Source organism: Pseudoalteromonas sp. SR41-8 (genome assembly GCF_014163915.1).
GTDB classification, from domain to species: Bacteria; Pseudomonadota; Gammaproteobacteria; order Enterobacterales; family Alteromonadaceae; genus Pseudoalteromonas; species Pseudoalteromonas rhizosphaerae.
The window spans coordinates 73,321-89,157 of record NZ_JACJEE010000011.1 but is presented as its reverse complement, the minus strand read 5'-3'; the positions used below and the strand labels follow the sequence as shown (position 1 = coordinate 89,157).

Below are 15,837 nucleotides of genomic sequence, written 5' to 3'. Positions count from 1 at the left end.
TAATAGTAGGCTTCTCAGGCTTCATAACTTCCTTGATTCATAATAGTTATTTTTTTGCTAAAACAAGTTAAGCTTAAAAATTCAAAAAAGTAACCATTTATAAACTCGGCACTGATATTTTCACCATTTAATAAAACTCTAGCTAGCATTAGTCTTCATTCAACAACGACTGCCAGTCTTTATTTAATAATGCGCTTACATCATCACCTGGGATTGGTTTACTGAATAAATAGCCCTGAAATAAATTACAGCCTAAGTTGCGCAAAAAGGTAAGCTGCTGCTTAGTTTCAACGCCTTCTGCGACGCATTCTTTACCTAAGCTTTTCGCCAATGCAAGCGTTGACTGAATAATCGCTTCATCGTCACTATCTATACCAATATCAGTTACAAAACTGCGATCAATTTTCAGTACATCGATCGGAAAGCGCTTTAAATAAGTGAGTGAAGCATAACCTGTACCAAAGTCATCCATATATAAGCGACAACCTAGTTGCTTCAACTTTGACATGCTATTTAACGCTTGCGGTGAATCATGCATCAGCACTGATTCTGTAATTTCAAACACCACAGAGCTGGCTGATACATCAGCATTAATTAGCGCACTGCGAATTTCATCAACTAAATTTTTATACTCAAAATCCAGTGCAGACAGGTTAATAGACACATACAAGTCAGGCTTTTGTAACTGCCACTGTTTAAGTTCAATCAACGCTCTAGCTAAGGTTTGCAACATAATTTTTGTGATCAAACCTATACTCTCAGCAGCAAGCGCAAACTCTTGCGTTTCATAGCTGTTATTTTCTGGCCAACGCAGCAATACTTCCAGCCCTTCGGCCTGATGAGTTTTAGCATTAACAATCACTTGGTAATGATTACAAAACGCATGATTTTGGTAGGCTTGAGTTAATTGTGATTCTAAATGCAGAGAGCGTTGTACATGCTGATTCATTTCTTGTTTATAAAATTGATAACAACCTTCCAAGCTCTTTTTCGAATGATACAGTGCAATATCAGCCGCTTTAATTAAACTTTTAGCACTGAGTGCATCATCAGGCGAAATCGCCACGCCAATACTTAAACTGACACTAATCGCTTGGTTGTTAATAATGATGTTGTCATTCAAGCTGGCCATCAACTTAACGCACAGTAAAACAACCTCTTCGATTTGTTGAATGCCCTCGACTAACAACATAAATTCATCACCGCTAAAACGGGCAACACTATCTTTGGCCTGTACACGCGATTTGATCCGCAATGCCACCGCCTTTATTATCTCATCGGCAGCTTCATGCCCTAGCGAGTCATTAAAATACTTAAAACGTTTGATATTAATATTGAGTAACGCTACTTTTGAATTTTGGCCTTTTGCCTGTTCAAGTGCGTGTTCAACCCGGTCATTAAATAAAGTACGATTTGGTAACCCCGTTAAACTGTCGTAATTTGCTAATAAAAACAATTCATTTTCAGCTAACTTTTGCGCATTAATATCAGTGAGGATAACCACATAGCTTTCTAAGCGTTGTTCAGTATCTGCCACAGCACTGACTTTAATTAATACATGGCGAGATTCACCATTAGCTAAATAAACGGTATCTTCTGCAGAAAAATGTTCACCAGCTTGCAATTCCTTCATTACACGTAAATAGTTAACCCTTACAACACGACTTAACCCTAAGTGTAATGAGCAGCTAGAACGATAATCAACAGGAAAGTTAAATGCGCTCTGCAGTGCTTTGTTGGTAGCTAAAATACGTAAACTTTTATCCAGAATAAAGACCCAATCGCGGGTTTGCTCAAATGCTGCGCCAAATAAACGGGCATGTTCTTCAAACACTAATTCACGAGTCATATTAGTATAAGTGCCGGCCACTTTCTCGGGTGTACTTCCTTGCCAAGCAACCACTTTGCCAAAGTCTTTATACCAGCGCCAATAGCCTAATTTATGGCGTAAACGATAGGTGCAGTTAAAATAGCCTTTCTCGGTGGATAAAAATTCTAACCATTCGATACGAAAATGTTGTTTATCTTTAGGATGTATTTTTGCTAAATAATCATCCAAATTAACCGATTCAACATCATAACCCAGCTCATTTTTAAGTCGTGGTTGATAAATGATTGGACTTGAAGATTGCCAATCCCAAACCCCTGAACGACTGCCCTCTAATGCTAACTTTAAGCGCGCTTCACTTTCTTGGCTTTCTCTATGGGCTGCTAATAATAATTGCTGAATTCGATTACGACGCATAATCCAAGCCGCAACTAATCCAAAAAACACCAGTGCGTAAAGCACTATAAACTGAGGCGCGCGCCATAGCGGGTATTTTACCACAATGTCCAATACTGCCGGTTGTGTGTAGTCGCCAGTAAGCGGATCTTTAGCCCAAATTTTTAGTTGGTATTTGCCGGGGTTAAGTTTTGGAAATAGCACTCGGTTATTATTACGGGTATAAGACTTTTGCCCATCAGAGAGTTGATACTCATAAATAATACGTTCTTGGTAGTTAAATGCCATTGCCGAAAAAGCCACTTCAAGACCTATATCGTCGTGCTCTAAGGTGATTGTTTTTATTGGTTGCTTAAGATCCGTAGATAATTCACGAGACATCAAATCAATGCTGGTTATATTTACATGATCAATTAAACCATGCCTAGGTTGATTATCATTTGGGTAAAAATAACTAAATCCCTTTAACGTACCATAGACTATTTGGCCGGTTTTTAAACGCGTAAATGCACCACTATTAAACTCGGTAGAGACCAGTCCTTCTGATGTCGTAAATTGCTGAAAATGTTTGTTTTCTGGATTTAATCGCCAGATCCCTTTATGACTACTCATCCAGATCATTCCAGCATCATCTAACACCATATCGTACAATAAGGTGCCGAGCTTATTTTTATCTAAATCTATGGTATACAACAGCTTGTAATTCGATGCATCAAGACCAATTAAGCCAAAATTCGATAACGTGATCCACAGCACATTATTATTATCAACAATATAAGACATTACATTAACGGCTACATTTTCGTGTTGCTGTGGCACGGTATAGATTTTTGTTAAAGCAAATGAGTTTGGATCAACCTGATAAAGCACCCCTGCATTATAAAATAACGGGGAGTCAGGTTTGGTAGATAAAGGCGGTAAGAAACCATAAGCTAAAAACGGTTCAAACTTTTCAAATTCACCACCTAAAGGAGTGATCTTTTGGCTGTCGATATTATAAACAAACATGCCATGATCAGAATGAACATAAAATAATTCACCATTTGGCATCAATACTGAGCCATGTATCCACCCTGTGATCAGGTGTTGCTGGCTTGGGTCGGCTGTTGTTGCAGGAAAAATTTCATAGCTATGCGGATCAAAACTAAAAATCCCGCGATTAGTACGCAGCCACAATTTATCTTTATAAGGAGAAATAGCGTAGATATTAAATTCAGTGGTAAACAAATCAGCTTGATAATCTTTTAAAAACACTTGCCCTTGATTAGTTTTTAAATCAACCGCAGTTAAACCATTATGAGTTGCTAGCCAGAGTTTATCTTCATACTCGGTTATGCCCCAAATAGAAGGGTGCGATAAACCATCACCGGAGAGCATGCTGGCATTAACATTTTCAAAATGATAATTATCATAAGGTAAATAAAATGCCCCATCACTTTTAGTAGCTGTCCACATAGCGCCGTTACTATCTTTGACAATATCGATAACACTTGGATCTGCCAGTGAGTATTTACTTTCTTTTACTCTATTATTTTTAGTCAGCTCACCGCTATTCAAATCGAGACTAAATAAACCTTTATCGGTGCCTAAATCAAGCACCCCATGGTCATTTATTATTTTCCAAATATTAAGATCGTTCAATATGGTTTTATTTTTAAAAGGCACATCTGGGCGCTCAAACATACTCGGTAAATCACTAATATCAACTTGATATAAACCACGTACGGCCCCCACTAACAGTTGCTCATTTTCGCCTATTGCAAACGACTTTATATAATTTTGATACACATGGTCTGGCTCGGTGCTTAAATGCTCTAATTTTCGGTATTGCCCAGTTGCTATATGATAGACATATGCGCCAGTACTGGCGGCAATGAAGATATAACCTTTGTAATGTAATAAATCGCGGATCACGGTATTACGAGTGCGCTCTGGTAATTCAAAAATAGTCTCAATTTGGCCCGTCGCTAAATCAAGGCGAGCAAAGTCCCAACCACGGCCAATCCATAATGACTTATTATCGGTGGCAACCATACTAAATACAGACTGACTTAAGACTTGTTCTTCACTGGTGGGTTTTGATAAAAATTGTTGATAACTATCGGTACTTGGATCATAGCGAAACAGCCCTGCAACTAACGATGCAATCCAAATATAACCATCCGGGTCTTGATATATAAGGTCAATAATTGCTTCATCTAATTCCCCGTTTGGCCCTGCAATATGTACTACCTGATAGCCATCGTAACGATTTAAGCCTCCTTCAGTCGCCAACCAAAGATAGCCGCTTTTATCTATCAACATGGTATTGACATAGCTTTGTGATAAACCTTCACTTGGCGATAAGCGTTTTACCTGCGCCATAGTAGCTTGGCTAGCAACAACAAAGGCGGCTAACAAAAAGAACACACTAGCCTTAAACCATTGACCCATCTAAATTTCCACGTGGTTGTTTTAACAAATTATTTTTACTAGCACTGCATAGCTACGATATTTCGTTGCTGATAGACAGTAAAGAGTGTATCTAAAGGTGGTGGCAATGTTAACACAAAGTTAAAGCCAATTGATTGATAAAAATCAGCTAAATAGTTATAAGCAAATGTATAAACGAGTGAATTTTGATTAGACAAGGTATGAATTAGTAGTTTTTTTGCAATTCCTTGACCGCGCCAAGCAGGTGCAACCAGCAAGGTAGACAAAAACAAATAATCACTGCGATTTTGAATTCTGCATGCCGCGACAATAACTAAGTCATTATAAACAACCCACACTTGATCTTGTCTGGTTGCCCGACCTCGGGCTTTATATTGATCGTAAAACTTATTCACTAAAGGGGTTTTAATTGGCTCTAGGCATTCAAAACGCAATGCCGTCATTAACTTTGCATCGTCGCTAAATATTGTTCAAATTGCTGCTTCAAAAACATCTGCTCTGCCACTGGCCGACTATGAATTGTATTGTATATTTGCTCACGAGTACTCTTACCACGCTTTATTTGATAAGCCCAAAACGATGCCTCGTAATCCAATTGAATTTGATATTTTTGTTCACGAGGTAGTAAGCATAAGTTAAACGACATAAATTACCAGTTATTACTAATCATATTAATGCCCAGAGTATAACAAACATTTGCCTAAAAGAGTCACGGCTAAACTTGCGCTTTTTAGCTTTTAAACGTAGATTGGTGGCGTTTTTAGTCCTAATATGGAAACGCTGTGATTAAGTGCTTTTTTTATCTCATATTGCTCTGTTATTCACTAACGCCACTGAGCACTATAGCGAACACGCAACATATGCTGTTTAATCGCCCAGCCGATACCCCACAGGCTCGCTATGTGATTGAGCTGATGACCCTTGCATATAAGGAACTTGGCTATGATGTACATATTATTGACTTTAATCACCAAAGCGCTTTATCTGCAGCGAACAATGGCACGCTTGATGGCCAATTAGGGCGAGTGGCCAGTATCAGTCAACAATATCAAAACTTGCATCCGGTTAACTTTGCGCTATTTGAGTTTAACCTTGTGCTATTAAAAAACTGCCAACAATGTACATTTGAGCAGCTAGACAATATCGCCATTCAAGTTGGTTATCCTGCAGCGCAGAGTTACCTTAACGAACACCCTTTTATTGGTGACATTATTAAGGTGAAAAGCGTCACTGCTCAACTTAATTTACTCACTCAAGGTAAAGTACAAGGTGTGATTTTACTCGACTTTTTATTGTCTACTAAACACCCTCAGTTTAATGTTAAGCAATTTCAAACTGAAATACTGGCACCAATAAAAAGCTATCACTTTTTGCATTCACGCCATAGCGCATTAATTCCTAAGCTTGAAAAAGAACTGCATAAACTCAATGAAAATGGCACAGTTCGTTTACTCAGGGCTAAACATAATCTTGATTAAAAACCAAAATCCCCCTGCTCCGATGGTGCTGACTTAGCGATAAGTGCTTGGCGCTTTTGCAAGTAACGTTTATAACGCTGTTGACACAAACTAATGACTTGCTTTTTTTCTACGTTTGAAAATGAATTCCAACCAAAGCGCTCCTCCCGACTTCGATAGCAGCCTTTGCAATAGCCTCGGTTATTTACCTCGCAAATGCCTTTGCAAGGACTTGGAATTTCAAAAATTTCAATTTGTTGCATAACAAACATCGGCCAATAAACACAACTTTAGTATAGCCCGTTTTTTAAACGAAAAAAAACCGTAACTTAATTACGGTTTTTTTGAAGATGTTTTACATTAGTTATTGGCCGCTTTCGCTACTATTAAACTCAACCTTACGATGAAATGGCTTAGCGTACATAGCTAACACCAGAGGTTTTAATTCATCTGGAACACGCGCCATACGCATCTCAAATGCCTGAGCATCGGCTTTATTAATCACCGCCTGTTTACAGCCACCAGCGATATAATTTCCTGGGTGTAAAAAGAACGAATCAATAATTTGCTCATCGATGGTTTTTGCCAGCTGCTCTGGTGATTCACACCCGTCTTCAATTGGTTGCCCAAATGCTAAATGAACATGCCCTTTGGCGGTACTAAAACCTTCAACAATACTGGCAATATCTTCACCCGCTGACTTTACATATTTACCATGATGCTGCTTATGATAAAGCTCTCTGGCTTTAGCTGTTGCACAAGGTTCATATTGATATGAAATTGATACTGGTACAATTTTTAGCTCACGTACATACTCAGCAAACTCTTTCTTTTGCTTACGACCATTAAGCTGCAACATTTTAAGTAGCGCAGGATCTGTTTGATCAAAGCCATCTTTAGCGCGGCCTTCTTTTTGTGCAATCCAAATTGAATCACCACCAGCAAGCGAATCGTAAATATAAGCTGAAAGCTGCGATAGTGCTCTAAGCATTTCTTTTGGCGCTTTAACTGAGCGCTTAACAATAAAGCTTTTATTTAAACGCATCAGTTCGGTGATATAAGGGATTTGCAGTAAGTTATCACCGATGGCGATACGGACTGTCTTCATTTTGTGACTGAATAAGCCCCAATTAATTAAAGCAGGATCAAGTACGATATCGCGATGATTTGAGATAAACAAATACGCTTGCTTTGGATCGAGTTGATCCAAACCAGAAAAGGTCACCTCAGTTGTGGTGCGTTTTACCAGCTGTGCTAAATACTTAGCAACGATTTGTTGAACTTGCTCAACACTGTTGATAGCGCCCCACTTTTTACGTAACTGATACTTTACCAATGTTCTAGATAAAAAGGGTACGGCTGATAAAAAACGCGGTAAGTTATATTTTGCAACTACATCAATAAACGCATTATCATCAATCAAGCGTGCAACCGAAGCGGCTACTTCATCATCATTGTAAGGTCTTATATCTGCGTACTTGTCCACTGGTTCACTCATTACTGCATCTTTAAAGTTAAAAAAACGGTGCGCTCGTGCGCACCGTTTATATTCTATAGGCGATTATAACTCAGACAACCTAAAATGCGAACTAAGTCATTAATTTGGTCCATTGTTTATATTTTATAACAGCTAAAAATCTTTTTAATAACATTCAATTATGCAATGCTCTTACCAGTGCTGCGGTATTTACTAAACGCTCCTTTAAGAACTAAACGCGCCATTAACAGTGCTAAAATAGTACCACAGAGAAGGGTTAACCAATGTGGTAGCACTTGATGTTCATCACCTAATAATGGTGTAACAACAAAGCCAAATTCAGCCACTAAATAATCGGTTAAAAAACCAAATATCAAAGCGACACCTATTACACCAACTAAATAAGCAACCACTGCACGCTTACCAAGCTCATTGGCAACCACGCCAAGCGTCGCGACATTAGTGGCAGGACCTGCCAACATAAAGACTAAAACAGCGCCAGGTGCTACGCCACTTAATAACAAACCAGCTGCAATCGGCGTTGATGCGGTCGCACAAATATACATGGGAATACTAATCACGATCACCACCAGCATAGCCAAAATACCACTGCCCCATTGGGTTAAAAATGATTCTGGTACATAAGTTTGCACTAAGGCTGCAAAGAACAAACCAATCATTAACCACTTCATAGTGTCTGATAGCAATTTGTTACAGCTAAAACTCACTGCCTGTTTCATCTTTTGCCATTGGCTGGCTGGTGCTGCACTTGATGTATCGCAACAACTTGCCTTCTCTTCAACCGCTGCTGGTTTCGTTGAACAGCAACTAACCTTCTCTTCGACCACTGCTGATTTCGTTGAGCAACAACTTATCTTCTCTTCAACCGCTGCTGGTTTCGTTAAACAACAACTAACCTTCTCTTCGACCGCTGCTGGTTTCGTTGAACAGCAACTAACCTTCTCTTCGACCACTGCTGATTTCGTTGAGCAACAACTTATTGTCGTTGCTCGCTTTTGCTCATTATTAACTTCACTGGTGTGATCTGTAGTTTGCGTTTTTTCAGCATCACGCCCCACTAAGACACCAGCGACAATAGCACTGCAAATCGCCGCTATTGGACGAATTATAGCCATAAAAGGACCTAGTAACACATACGATACCGACACCGAATCAACCCCTGTTTCTGGCGTCGATACTAAAAACGCAGTGGTAGCACTTTTTGAAGCGCCTGCACGTCTTAAACCAATTGCAGCAGGTATTACACCGCACGAACATAATGGCATTGGTGCGCCAATTAAAGCAGCTTTAACAGTCGTCCAAAAACCTTCTTTTCCCAAGTGTTTATTTAAGAAATCAGCCGGTAAGTACACATTTAATAACCCAGCTATTAATAAACCGAGCATTAACCAAGGTGCAGATAATAAAAATAACTGCCAAAAATTATTGATTAAGTCCATCAATGTCCTCCAAAGTGGTTAATATCGAACAGTTATCTGCGGGCTCTTTGCCTCCGCAGCACTTATCAGCTAACACGGATAATGATTGATGAAAACGTGTTAATTCAGCAATACGCTCTGCGACTAAGTCACGCTTTTGTATTGTTAAGTTTTTAACTTCATGGCAAGAATGCTGATGTTTTTTAAATTTAATTTGTAATAGTTCTTTGATCTCAGCCAAGCTAAAGCCAACATTTTTAGCGCGCAAAATAAACATCATTTGCTTAAGATCGGTTTGGCTATAATCTCGATAACCTGCTTGCGTTCGCGCTGAAGGCGTTAACAAAGCATGCTTTTCATAGTACCTTAGGGTATCTGTAGAGACACCTAATTGACTGGCAAATTCGCCTATTTTCATCACCGTCTCCAATTAACATATTATCAACTGATGCTGAGTATAAACCTTAGAGTACACACCAAGGTCAAGCATTTATAAATTTTTATTATAAGGAAAGCTCATGAATATTACTCTTCTCGATACTGCTACGCTTGCAGGCACATCCCTTGAACCTTTTCAAAAACTTGGCAACTTCACTAGTTATTCACTAACCAGTCCAGCACAAGTATTAGCGCATAGTGCAGGCGCTGATGTCTTGATCACCAATAAAGTGGTACTTAATCGCGAAACACTGGCAAAACTCCCTGAATTAAAGCTCATATGTGTAGCCGCAACTGGCACTAACAATGTTGATTTAGTCGCCGCTAAAGAGTTTGGCATTGCCGTTACCAATGTGGCCGGGTATTCAACACCTTCGGTTGTACAACATACCTTTGCACTGTTCACCAATTTACTGGGTAATACTCACCGCTACATTGCTGATTGCCAACAAGGGTTATGGCAACAAAGCGAGATGTTCTGCCGCCTTGATTACCGTTTTAATGATATAGGAGGTAAAACTCTGGCAATTATCGGTTATGGTTCGCTTGGTAAAGCTGTTGCGGATGTTGCACGTGCTTTTGGTGCCAATGTAATTATCAGTGAGCGTAAAAACCAAGTAACTAGAGAGGGCCGAACAGAATTTTACCAAGCAATAAAAACAGCTGATGTTATTAGTGTACACTGCCCTTTAACCGATGAAAGTCGTGATCTGATTGGTGCTGCTGAACTTGCTATGATGAAACCCAATGCCATTTTAATTAACACCGCGCGCGGTGGTATCGTTAATGAAGCTGATTTAGCCAACGCACTGAGCAATAACCAAATTGCAGGAGCGGGATTTGACGTATTAAGTAAAGAACCAGCTGCGAAGGATAATCCATTGGCCGCTTATCGTGGTGATAATTTAATACTGACTCCACATATTGCATGGGCCAGTGAAGAGTCAATCATTCGCTTAGTAAAGCAAGTCAGCTTAAATATTAGCGCATTTAGCCAAGGTGAAAGTTTAAATAGACTGGTCTAATCAACTAACTTTTAGTTAGTCACGCTATAAAAGGTGGTTAAATATAATTCACCACCTTACAAAAAAATCTAATTCATTGATTTTAAATAACATAAAATATTGGCTAGTTCTTTGCTAGCTAATAGATAAATTAAAATCAATATTTAGTATCCAGGATAAAATAATGAAAAAAGTACTTTTAATTGCCGCGCTTGCAGCCCCTCTTCTTACTGGTTGTGTAATTGCAGTATCCGATGGTGAAGCACAAACACACTGGGCTGGTAATAGTTCAAGCTGGGAAGAACATCATCAATTTAATCGTGAAAGCATCTCAGGGCTCACTTTAGATACCAGCTATCAAAATGTATTAAATAAATTAAAAACTCCCGACTTTACAGAATTATTAAAAAAAGACGGTGATGTATACCAAGTACTATTTTATGCCACCCACAGTATTCACTCTGACGGAAAAATGACAAAAGATGAATGTACTCCACTGGTCTTTAAAAACGAGAAACTGATTGGTGTGGGTGATAGTATTTATAATTCACTTAGCGCCATTTAGACACAAAACTAAAGCAGTAAAGAGTGGAGCATATTCACTCTTTATTTGCTGTAGTAACTGACTTTACTAACTTGCGTCAATAACTCGAGCGATAATTTTATCGCGGCCACTATCTTTAGCTTGATATAAACCTAAATCGGCTTCTTCAAGTAATATATGCTCAGAATAAACTTGACCAAACTCAGTTGTAGCAACCCCAATACTTATCGTAATGTGAGCGGCATTGAGTGATGCTTTATGCGGGATAGCTAGCGTATTAACAGCATCTCTGAGTTTATTAGCAAATTTTAATGCCTCGTGTTGGTTGGTATCGGGTAACACTGCGGCAAATTCTTCTCCACCGTAGCGCGCAACAAAGTCAGTGCCACGCTCACACGCTGCAACTAATGCATGTGCAACACGTTTAAGGCAGTCATCCCCGGCACGGTGACCGTAACAATCGTTATAACGCTTAAAATGGTCTATATCTATTAATAGCACCGATAACGGTGTACCAGCTCGACGGCTGCGACGCCATTCTCGCGATAAGCTTTCATCTAAATAACGCCGATTAGGTATTTCTGTCAGCCCATCAATTGAGGCGAGCATTTCTAACAAATCATTTTTTTGCTTGATCAATAATTGATTACGCACTCGTGCACGTACTATTGCGGGACTAAATGGCTTAGCAATATAGTCCATTGCGCCTAATTCAAACCCTTTCGCTTCATCATCATGGCTTGTATTAGCTGAAATAAAGATGACTGGAATAGCGTGCGTAGTTGAATTTTCTTTTAACTGAATTAACACCTCATAGCCATTAATGCCGGGCATTACTATATCGAGGATAATTAAGTCAACCGCCGTTGATTTAACAAATGTAAGGGCTTTTTCACCACTTTCAACTAAAAATATTTCGTGATCATTCGCTAATGTTTTTTCCAACACTAATCGATTTAATGGGTCGTCATCAACGATCAGTATTTTGGCTTTCTTCAACATTTACTGAGCCTTGTATTTGAATGTATCTATTTACTTGTACTAATTCGAACTCTAACTGACTCAGGGATATTTGCCCTACGTCTGGTGTCTTACGTAGTCTACTTTCTAACTGCTGAGCGGTAGCACTTAGGCGATTAAAGCCAAGGTTTCCTGACACACCTTTAATACTATGCACTAATCGTTCCAACGCTTTTGTTTGCATCGGCACTTTTAATTGCTGCAGATGGCTTACACACAACTTAGCAAGTTTACCCAACATTACCTGTAGTAAATCATTATGGCCCGAGAATTGTTCTAATGCAAAAGAATGATTATAAAAAACAGCGCCGGTAATTCTCAGCTCATTTATCGCCGCTAATAACGTCGCTGCAACTACTGGTTTTGTTAAATGTTTATTCATACCTACGGCAAGTGAGCGTTGCTCGTCAGCTGCTTCACAATGCGCAGTTAGCGCAAAAATAGGTAATTGCTGTTGATCATAACGTTGTCGCAATAAAGCGGTTGCTTGTAACCCATCGACTTCTGGCATTTGAATATCCATTAAGATCAGATCAGGCATGACTTGTGCAACCAAATCTATCCCTGCCATCGCCGAAGTTGCTGTCATTACATTAATATGTGCTTGACTTAAAATATTACTAATAATATCTAAATTAAGCTGATTATCATCAATAACTAACACTAGTAAGCCCGCAACGTTGAGTTTACTCTCTGCCGTTGTCAGATTTACATCAGGGCGTTTAGATATCGGCTCAACTTGCTGTATTCGTTGTACTAATGCAGAACTTTTCACGCTGCACATTTGCATACCTTTAAGAGTAGGCAGCGGAGTATTTGGAGCATTTTTAACAACATAAAGCTGCGTGTTATTACTCATCAATGCTGTTTTTATATTGTCTCGCGTTATTACTCTCGGTAGATCAACGTCATTAATGATGATCCGCTGATAATCTGCTAATACAGCGTGGTCTGTTAATTCAGCTAACTCAAAAAATTCTAGCTGTTTTAATGGCGCTAATGCGGTAGGTAAATTAATTCCCCGCTCAGAATGAATCACTAAAGTATTGTGCCAGACGATAGGATCGATTTGAGCGGCAACATTAAAGGTTATAGTAAAGAAAAACTCACTGCCTTGGCCTTTATTGCTGACAACTTTAATTTCAGCTCCCATTAATGCCACTTCGTGTTTGACTATAGCAAGCCCTAAACCAACGCCTTGGTGGGTACGAGTGAGTGATTCGTCGCCTTGCGTAAATGCGTCAAATAATCGACTCTGATCAGCTTTATCAATACCGATCCCGGTGTCGATCACTTTAAAACACAGGGTTTGTTGTGTTGGCGTCAATTCAACGGCTGTTATTTTCAAAGTGATACTGCCATGTTCAGTAAATTTCACGGCATTGGTTAGTAAATTACCGAGCACTTGCTGTAAGCGAATGTAATCGCCGACTAACTGCGGAGCAATTAGCGGATCAATATCGATATTAAAAGCCAACTCTTTTTGCTGGCAGAGCCCTATTAATACACTCTCGCAGCTGTCAACAAGTGCAACTACAGCAAAATCAACTAAATCTAATTGCACTTGGTTATTTTCGATTCGCGCAAAATCAAGCATTCGATTAAGCATGGTTAATAAACTTTGCGCAGCATTTTTTGCTTGAACTGCATGCTGTTGCTGCTGCGCTGTTAAGCCTTGCTGAGTTACCATATCAATAAGGCCTGTCACAGCATGCAGTGGCGTGCGTATTTCATGGCTTAAGTTAGCAATAAATCGGCTTTTGGCCTCGGTTGCCCGCTCGGCATCTTGTTTGGCCTGAGTCAATGCACTGACATCTTGAATATGAATAACATAATAGTAAGGTGCTTGTTGCTCATCCCATACTAAAGAGACACTCAGCTGCCACCAGCAATTTAGCTCTTCTTGTCCTAAAGTAAGATGGTAAACTTTCTTTTTCTCACTCAGCAATAAAGCTAAAAGCGTTGCTATTTCTTGCCACTGTTGCCGTGGAAATAAATCCACTAATAATAAATCCTGCTCAGTTTTATCAATCTTAAAAATCTTTCGCGCAGTTCGATTAAGTTGTAATACGGTCTGTTCAAGTGAAAGTAAAATCACCCCATTAGCTGCATACTCTATGGCGCTGCGAAACTTAGACTCTGACGCTTTTAATGCCAAAAGAGCTTGTTGTTGGGCGGTTATATCCCGGCCAATTCCCATTGAACCTAGTAACTGATTTTGATCGTTATAAAATGGCGCGATGGTTAATTGAAAGGTTTGTAGCTGGGTTTCAAGTCGTTGCTCAGCTTTCATTTTGGTTGTTAAAACTTGTTGCTCTAATTCACTGATCTGGCCATTATCATCACTAATATCACATAACTGCTGACCAACTAACTGCCCTTGCTCAATACCTATGTATTGTTCATAAGCACGATTACATCCTAAGAATGAGCCATCAATGTTTTTAAAATAAATAAGATCTGGCACACTATTGAGCATAGTATTCAATAATGCTAAATGGCGTTCTTTAGCCTCATAACTGCGTGCGAGTTCACGGGTCTTTATTTTTACTTGATCATCAAGTTCACTATTTGCCTGCTGCAATGAGTTTACCAACTGCTGATTTTTGTTAAGTACCCACTTGATTCGGCTAAACCACGGCTGCCAGTTTGCTGGTATATGATAATTTGAATAATCTTTATAATGCTCCTCATTTTGCTCAAGATACGCCATTAAATATGTCATGGGTTTCACAAAAATACGCTGGCTTAACCATAACAAGGTACTGAACATCATCACTAAAAACATACTCAAAAAAGTAAGTTCAATTAATACATCAGTTACAATCGGTGAGGCTAATTCATCATGTGATGCAAAATAACCCGCATAAATTGGTAGCTGCTTTTGCGCTTGTAAAAGAGTGAGATTACCCTGATTATCTAATTCTGCTAATGACGCTTTAGCTGAAGGCCAATACTCCGCTAATGGCGTGTCTTCTTCAATATCGTAAAGTGAGCTGATAATGACGTGCTGCGCACTATTTAAAAATATATATTCGCCACTGCGCGGCGATATTTTTTTTAGCCATTGCGATACTGCCGATAAGTCATAAATCAAAATAATATAATCTTCACTGCCCTGCTCACGCGCACGCCCTATTGATAAGTAGTTTTTACCAGCCACCTCTACTATCGCACTTGATGTCAGTGAATTGTCAGCCAGTGCTGGGCGCAACTGGCCATCCAATACTTGAGTTAACATTAGGCTATCTTCGTCACGACGACGTTTTATATAAACAAAGCCTTGCTCATTAACATAAGCAACTGCCGATAAGGATTGAATTAACGATAATGCGGTATTAAAAGCAGGTCCCAAGGCGATCACTTGCTGCCATTGAGCTATCGCATTAGGAGTGGTCGAAAACTTACCTTGCCCGACAATTTCACCGCCTCCATCAGGGATTTTTCGGTAATAATAATTCTCTTGCTGATTAATATCTTCAAGCCATTGCGGCTCAAATTGATACGACAAAGGTTGCTCGTATAAAGAGAACAGTGTGTTGATCAAGCCATCAGCACCATTCATAGCATGCTCAACTTGCGCTGCTATATTAGCAAAATCCGCTTCACGTTTAGCAACAGCGCGATCTAATTTAATATTATATAAGTGTAAACATAATAGAAAAGCCACCAGCAGCGGCACAATAAGTGCCACAGCCAGTGAACGATAGTAATGTTTTAAAGGTAGAAAATTCAATCTACAATCCGATGCTTGGCGCTAAATTTGTCAACAAGGTTAGCGAGCCAAGTGGGACTGCGCAA

At 39.4% G+C, this 15,837-nt stretch carries 12 protein-coding genes; 3 read left to right on the top strand and 9 right to left on the bottom strand.

The genetic code is table 11. The features are described 5' to 3' along the window. Positions 1-148 precede the first annotated feature (148 nt). From H5162_RS09585 to H5162_RS09575, 3 genes are read right to left on the bottom strand one after another with little or no spacing between them, the layout of a single operon-like run. Positions 149-4,657 carry an EAL domain-containing protein gene (locus H5162_RS09585; protein ID WP_145234903.1) on the bottom strand — a complete coding sequence of 1,503 codons (4,509 nt, stop codon included), beginning with the start codon at positions 4,655-4,657 and terminating at the stop codon, positions 149-151. A gap of 38 nt (positions 4,658-4,695) precedes the next feature. Next, complete coding sequence (locus tag H5162_RS09580; RefSeq protein ID WP_182731333.1) at positions 4,696-5,100, bottom strand: GNAT family N-acetyltransferase; 405 nt, start codon at positions 5,098-5,100, stop codon at positions 4,696-4,698. Continuing rightward, entirely contained in the window at positions 5,100-5,303 is a 204-nt protein-coding gene (locus H5162_RS09575; RefSeq protein ID WP_064667173.1) for a DUF3283 family protein, read from the bottom strand. Before H5162_RS09575 ends, H5162_RS09580 begins: the two co-directional genes overlap by 1 nt. 214 nt (positions 5,304-5,517) lie before the next feature. Here H5162_RS09575 and H5162_RS09570 point away from each other — a divergent pair, with 214 nt between their 5' ends. Further along, positions 5,518-6,135 carry a transporter substrate-binding domain-containing protein gene (locus H5162_RS09570; protein ID WP_145234901.1) on the top strand — a complete coding sequence of 206 codons (618 nt, stop codon included), beginning with the start codon at positions 5,518-5,520 and terminating at the stop codon, positions 6,133-6,135. On the opposite strand, the gene H5162_RS09565 is transcribed toward H5162_RS09570, so the two are convergent. The 4 genes from H5162_RS09565 to zntR all read right to left on the bottom strand — a co-directional run bounded on the left by H5162_RS09565 (position 6,132) and on the right by zntR (position 9,448). Then, the gene (locus tag H5162_RS09565) at positions 6,132-6,377 is read right to left on the bottom strand and encodes a DUF1289 domain-containing protein (RefSeq protein WP_145234900.1); all 246 of its coding nucleotides are present in this window, start codon (positions 6,375-6,377) and stop codon (positions 6,132-6,134) included. The two genes, H5162_RS09570 and H5162_RS09565, sit on opposite strands and share 4 nt — an antisense overlap. Positions 6,378-6,478: 101 nt before the next feature. After that, positions 6,479-7,612, bottom strand: a complete 1,134-nt coding sequence (locus H5162_RS09560) for a 1-acyl-sn-glycerol-3-phosphate acyltransferase (protein WP_145234899.1) — start codon at positions 7,610-7,612, stop codon at positions 6,479-6,481. A gap of 158 nt (positions 7,613-7,770) precedes the next feature. After that, positions 7,771-9,051 (bottom strand): SO_0444 family Cu/Zn efflux transporter, encoded by a 1,281-nt coding sequence (locus tag H5162_RS09555; RefSeq protein WP_182778372.1) that lies wholly within the window; start codon positions 9,049-9,051, stop codon positions 7,771-7,773. After that, complete coding sequence (gene zntR / locus H5162_RS09550) at positions 9,035-9,448, bottom strand: Zn(2+)-responsive transcriptional regulator (protein WP_145234897.1); 414 nt, start codon at positions 9,446-9,448, stop codon at positions 9,035-9,037. Before zntR ends, H5162_RS09555 begins: the two co-directional genes overlap by 17 nt. A gap of 100 nt (positions 9,449-9,548) precedes the next feature. Between zntR and H5162_RS09545 the strand changes: the two genes are divergently transcribed. Further along, on the top strand, positions 9,549-10,493 hold the full coding sequence (locus tag H5162_RS09545) for a D-2-hydroxyacid dehydrogenase (RefSeq protein WP_182778370.1): 945 nt from the start codon (positions 9,549-9,551) through the stop codon (positions 10,491-10,493). Positions 10,494-10,656: 163 nt separating this feature from the next. Continuing rightward, positions 10,657-11,037 (top strand): DUF3192 domain-containing protein, encoded by a 381-nt coding sequence (locus H5162_RS09540; protein WP_145234895.1) that lies wholly within the window; start codon positions 10,657-10,659, stop codon positions 11,035-11,037. A gap of 66 nt (positions 11,038-11,103) precedes the next feature. Here the strand turns inward: H5162_RS09540 and H5162_RS09535 are convergent, their stop codons facing one another. Then, positions 11,104-12,018, bottom strand: coding sequence for a diguanylate cyclase (locus H5162_RS09535; protein WP_182731329.1), 915 nt, complete (start codon positions 12,016-12,018; stop codon positions 11,104-11,106). Continuing rightward, the gene (locus H5162_RS09530) at positions 11,987-15,772 is read right to left on the bottom strand and encodes a PAS domain-containing hybrid sensor histidine kinase/response regulator (protein ID WP_182778368.1); all 3,786 of its coding nucleotides are present in this window, start codon (positions 15,770-15,772) and stop codon (positions 11,987-11,989) included. Before H5162_RS09530 ends, H5162_RS09535 begins: the two co-directional genes overlap by 32 nt. Between the last annotated feature and the right edge of the window lie 65 nt (positions 15,773-15,837).

What these genes read in the sequence shown, in the direction of transcription:
- H5162_RS09580 (WP_182731333.1), bottom strand. Translation starts at nt 5,100, where the DNA reads ATGACGGCATTGCGTTTTGAATGCCTAGAGCCAATTAAAACCCCTTTA.
- H5162_RS09535 (WP_182731329.1), bottom strand. Translation starts at nt 12,018, where the DNA reads ATGTTGAAGAAAGCCAAAATACTGATCGTTGATGACGACCCATTAAAT.
- H5162_RS09545 (WP_182778370.1), top strand. Translation starts at nt 9,549, where the DNA reads ATGAATATTACTCTTCTCGATACTGCTACGCTTGCAGGCACATCCCTT.
- H5162_RS09540 (WP_145234895.1), top strand. Translation starts at nt 10,657, where the DNA reads ATGAAAAAAGTACTTTTAATTGCCGCGCTTGCAGCCCCTCTTCTTACT.
- H5162_RS09565 (WP_145234900.1), bottom strand. Translation starts at nt 6,377, where the DNA reads ATGCAACAAATTGAAATTTTTGAAATTCCAAGTCCTTGCAAAGGCATT.
- H5162_RS09560 (WP_145234899.1), bottom strand. Translation starts at nt 7,612, where the DNA reads ATGAGTGAACCAGTGGACAAGTACGCAGATATAAGACCTTACAATGAT.
- H5162_RS09570 (WP_145234901.1), top strand. Translation starts at nt 5,518, where the DNA reads ATGCTGTTTAATCGCCCAGCCGATACCCCACAGGCTCGCTATGTGATT.
- zntR (WP_145234897.1), bottom strand. Translation starts at nt 9,448, where the DNA reads ATGAAAATAGGCGAATTTGCCAGTCAATTAGGTGTCTCTACAGATACC.
- H5162_RS09555 (WP_182778372.1), bottom strand. Translation starts at nt 9,051, where the DNA reads ATGGACTTAATCAATAATTTTTGGCAGTTATTTTTATTATCTGCACCT.
- H5162_RS09585 (WP_145234903.1), bottom strand. Translation starts at nt 4,657, where the DNA reads ATGGGTCAATGGTTTAAGGCTAGTGTGTTCTTTTTGTTAGCCGCCTTT.
- H5162_RS09575 (WP_064667173.1), bottom strand. Translation starts at nt 5,303, where the DNA reads ATGTCGTTTAACTTATGCTTACTACCTCGTGAACAAAAATATCAAATT.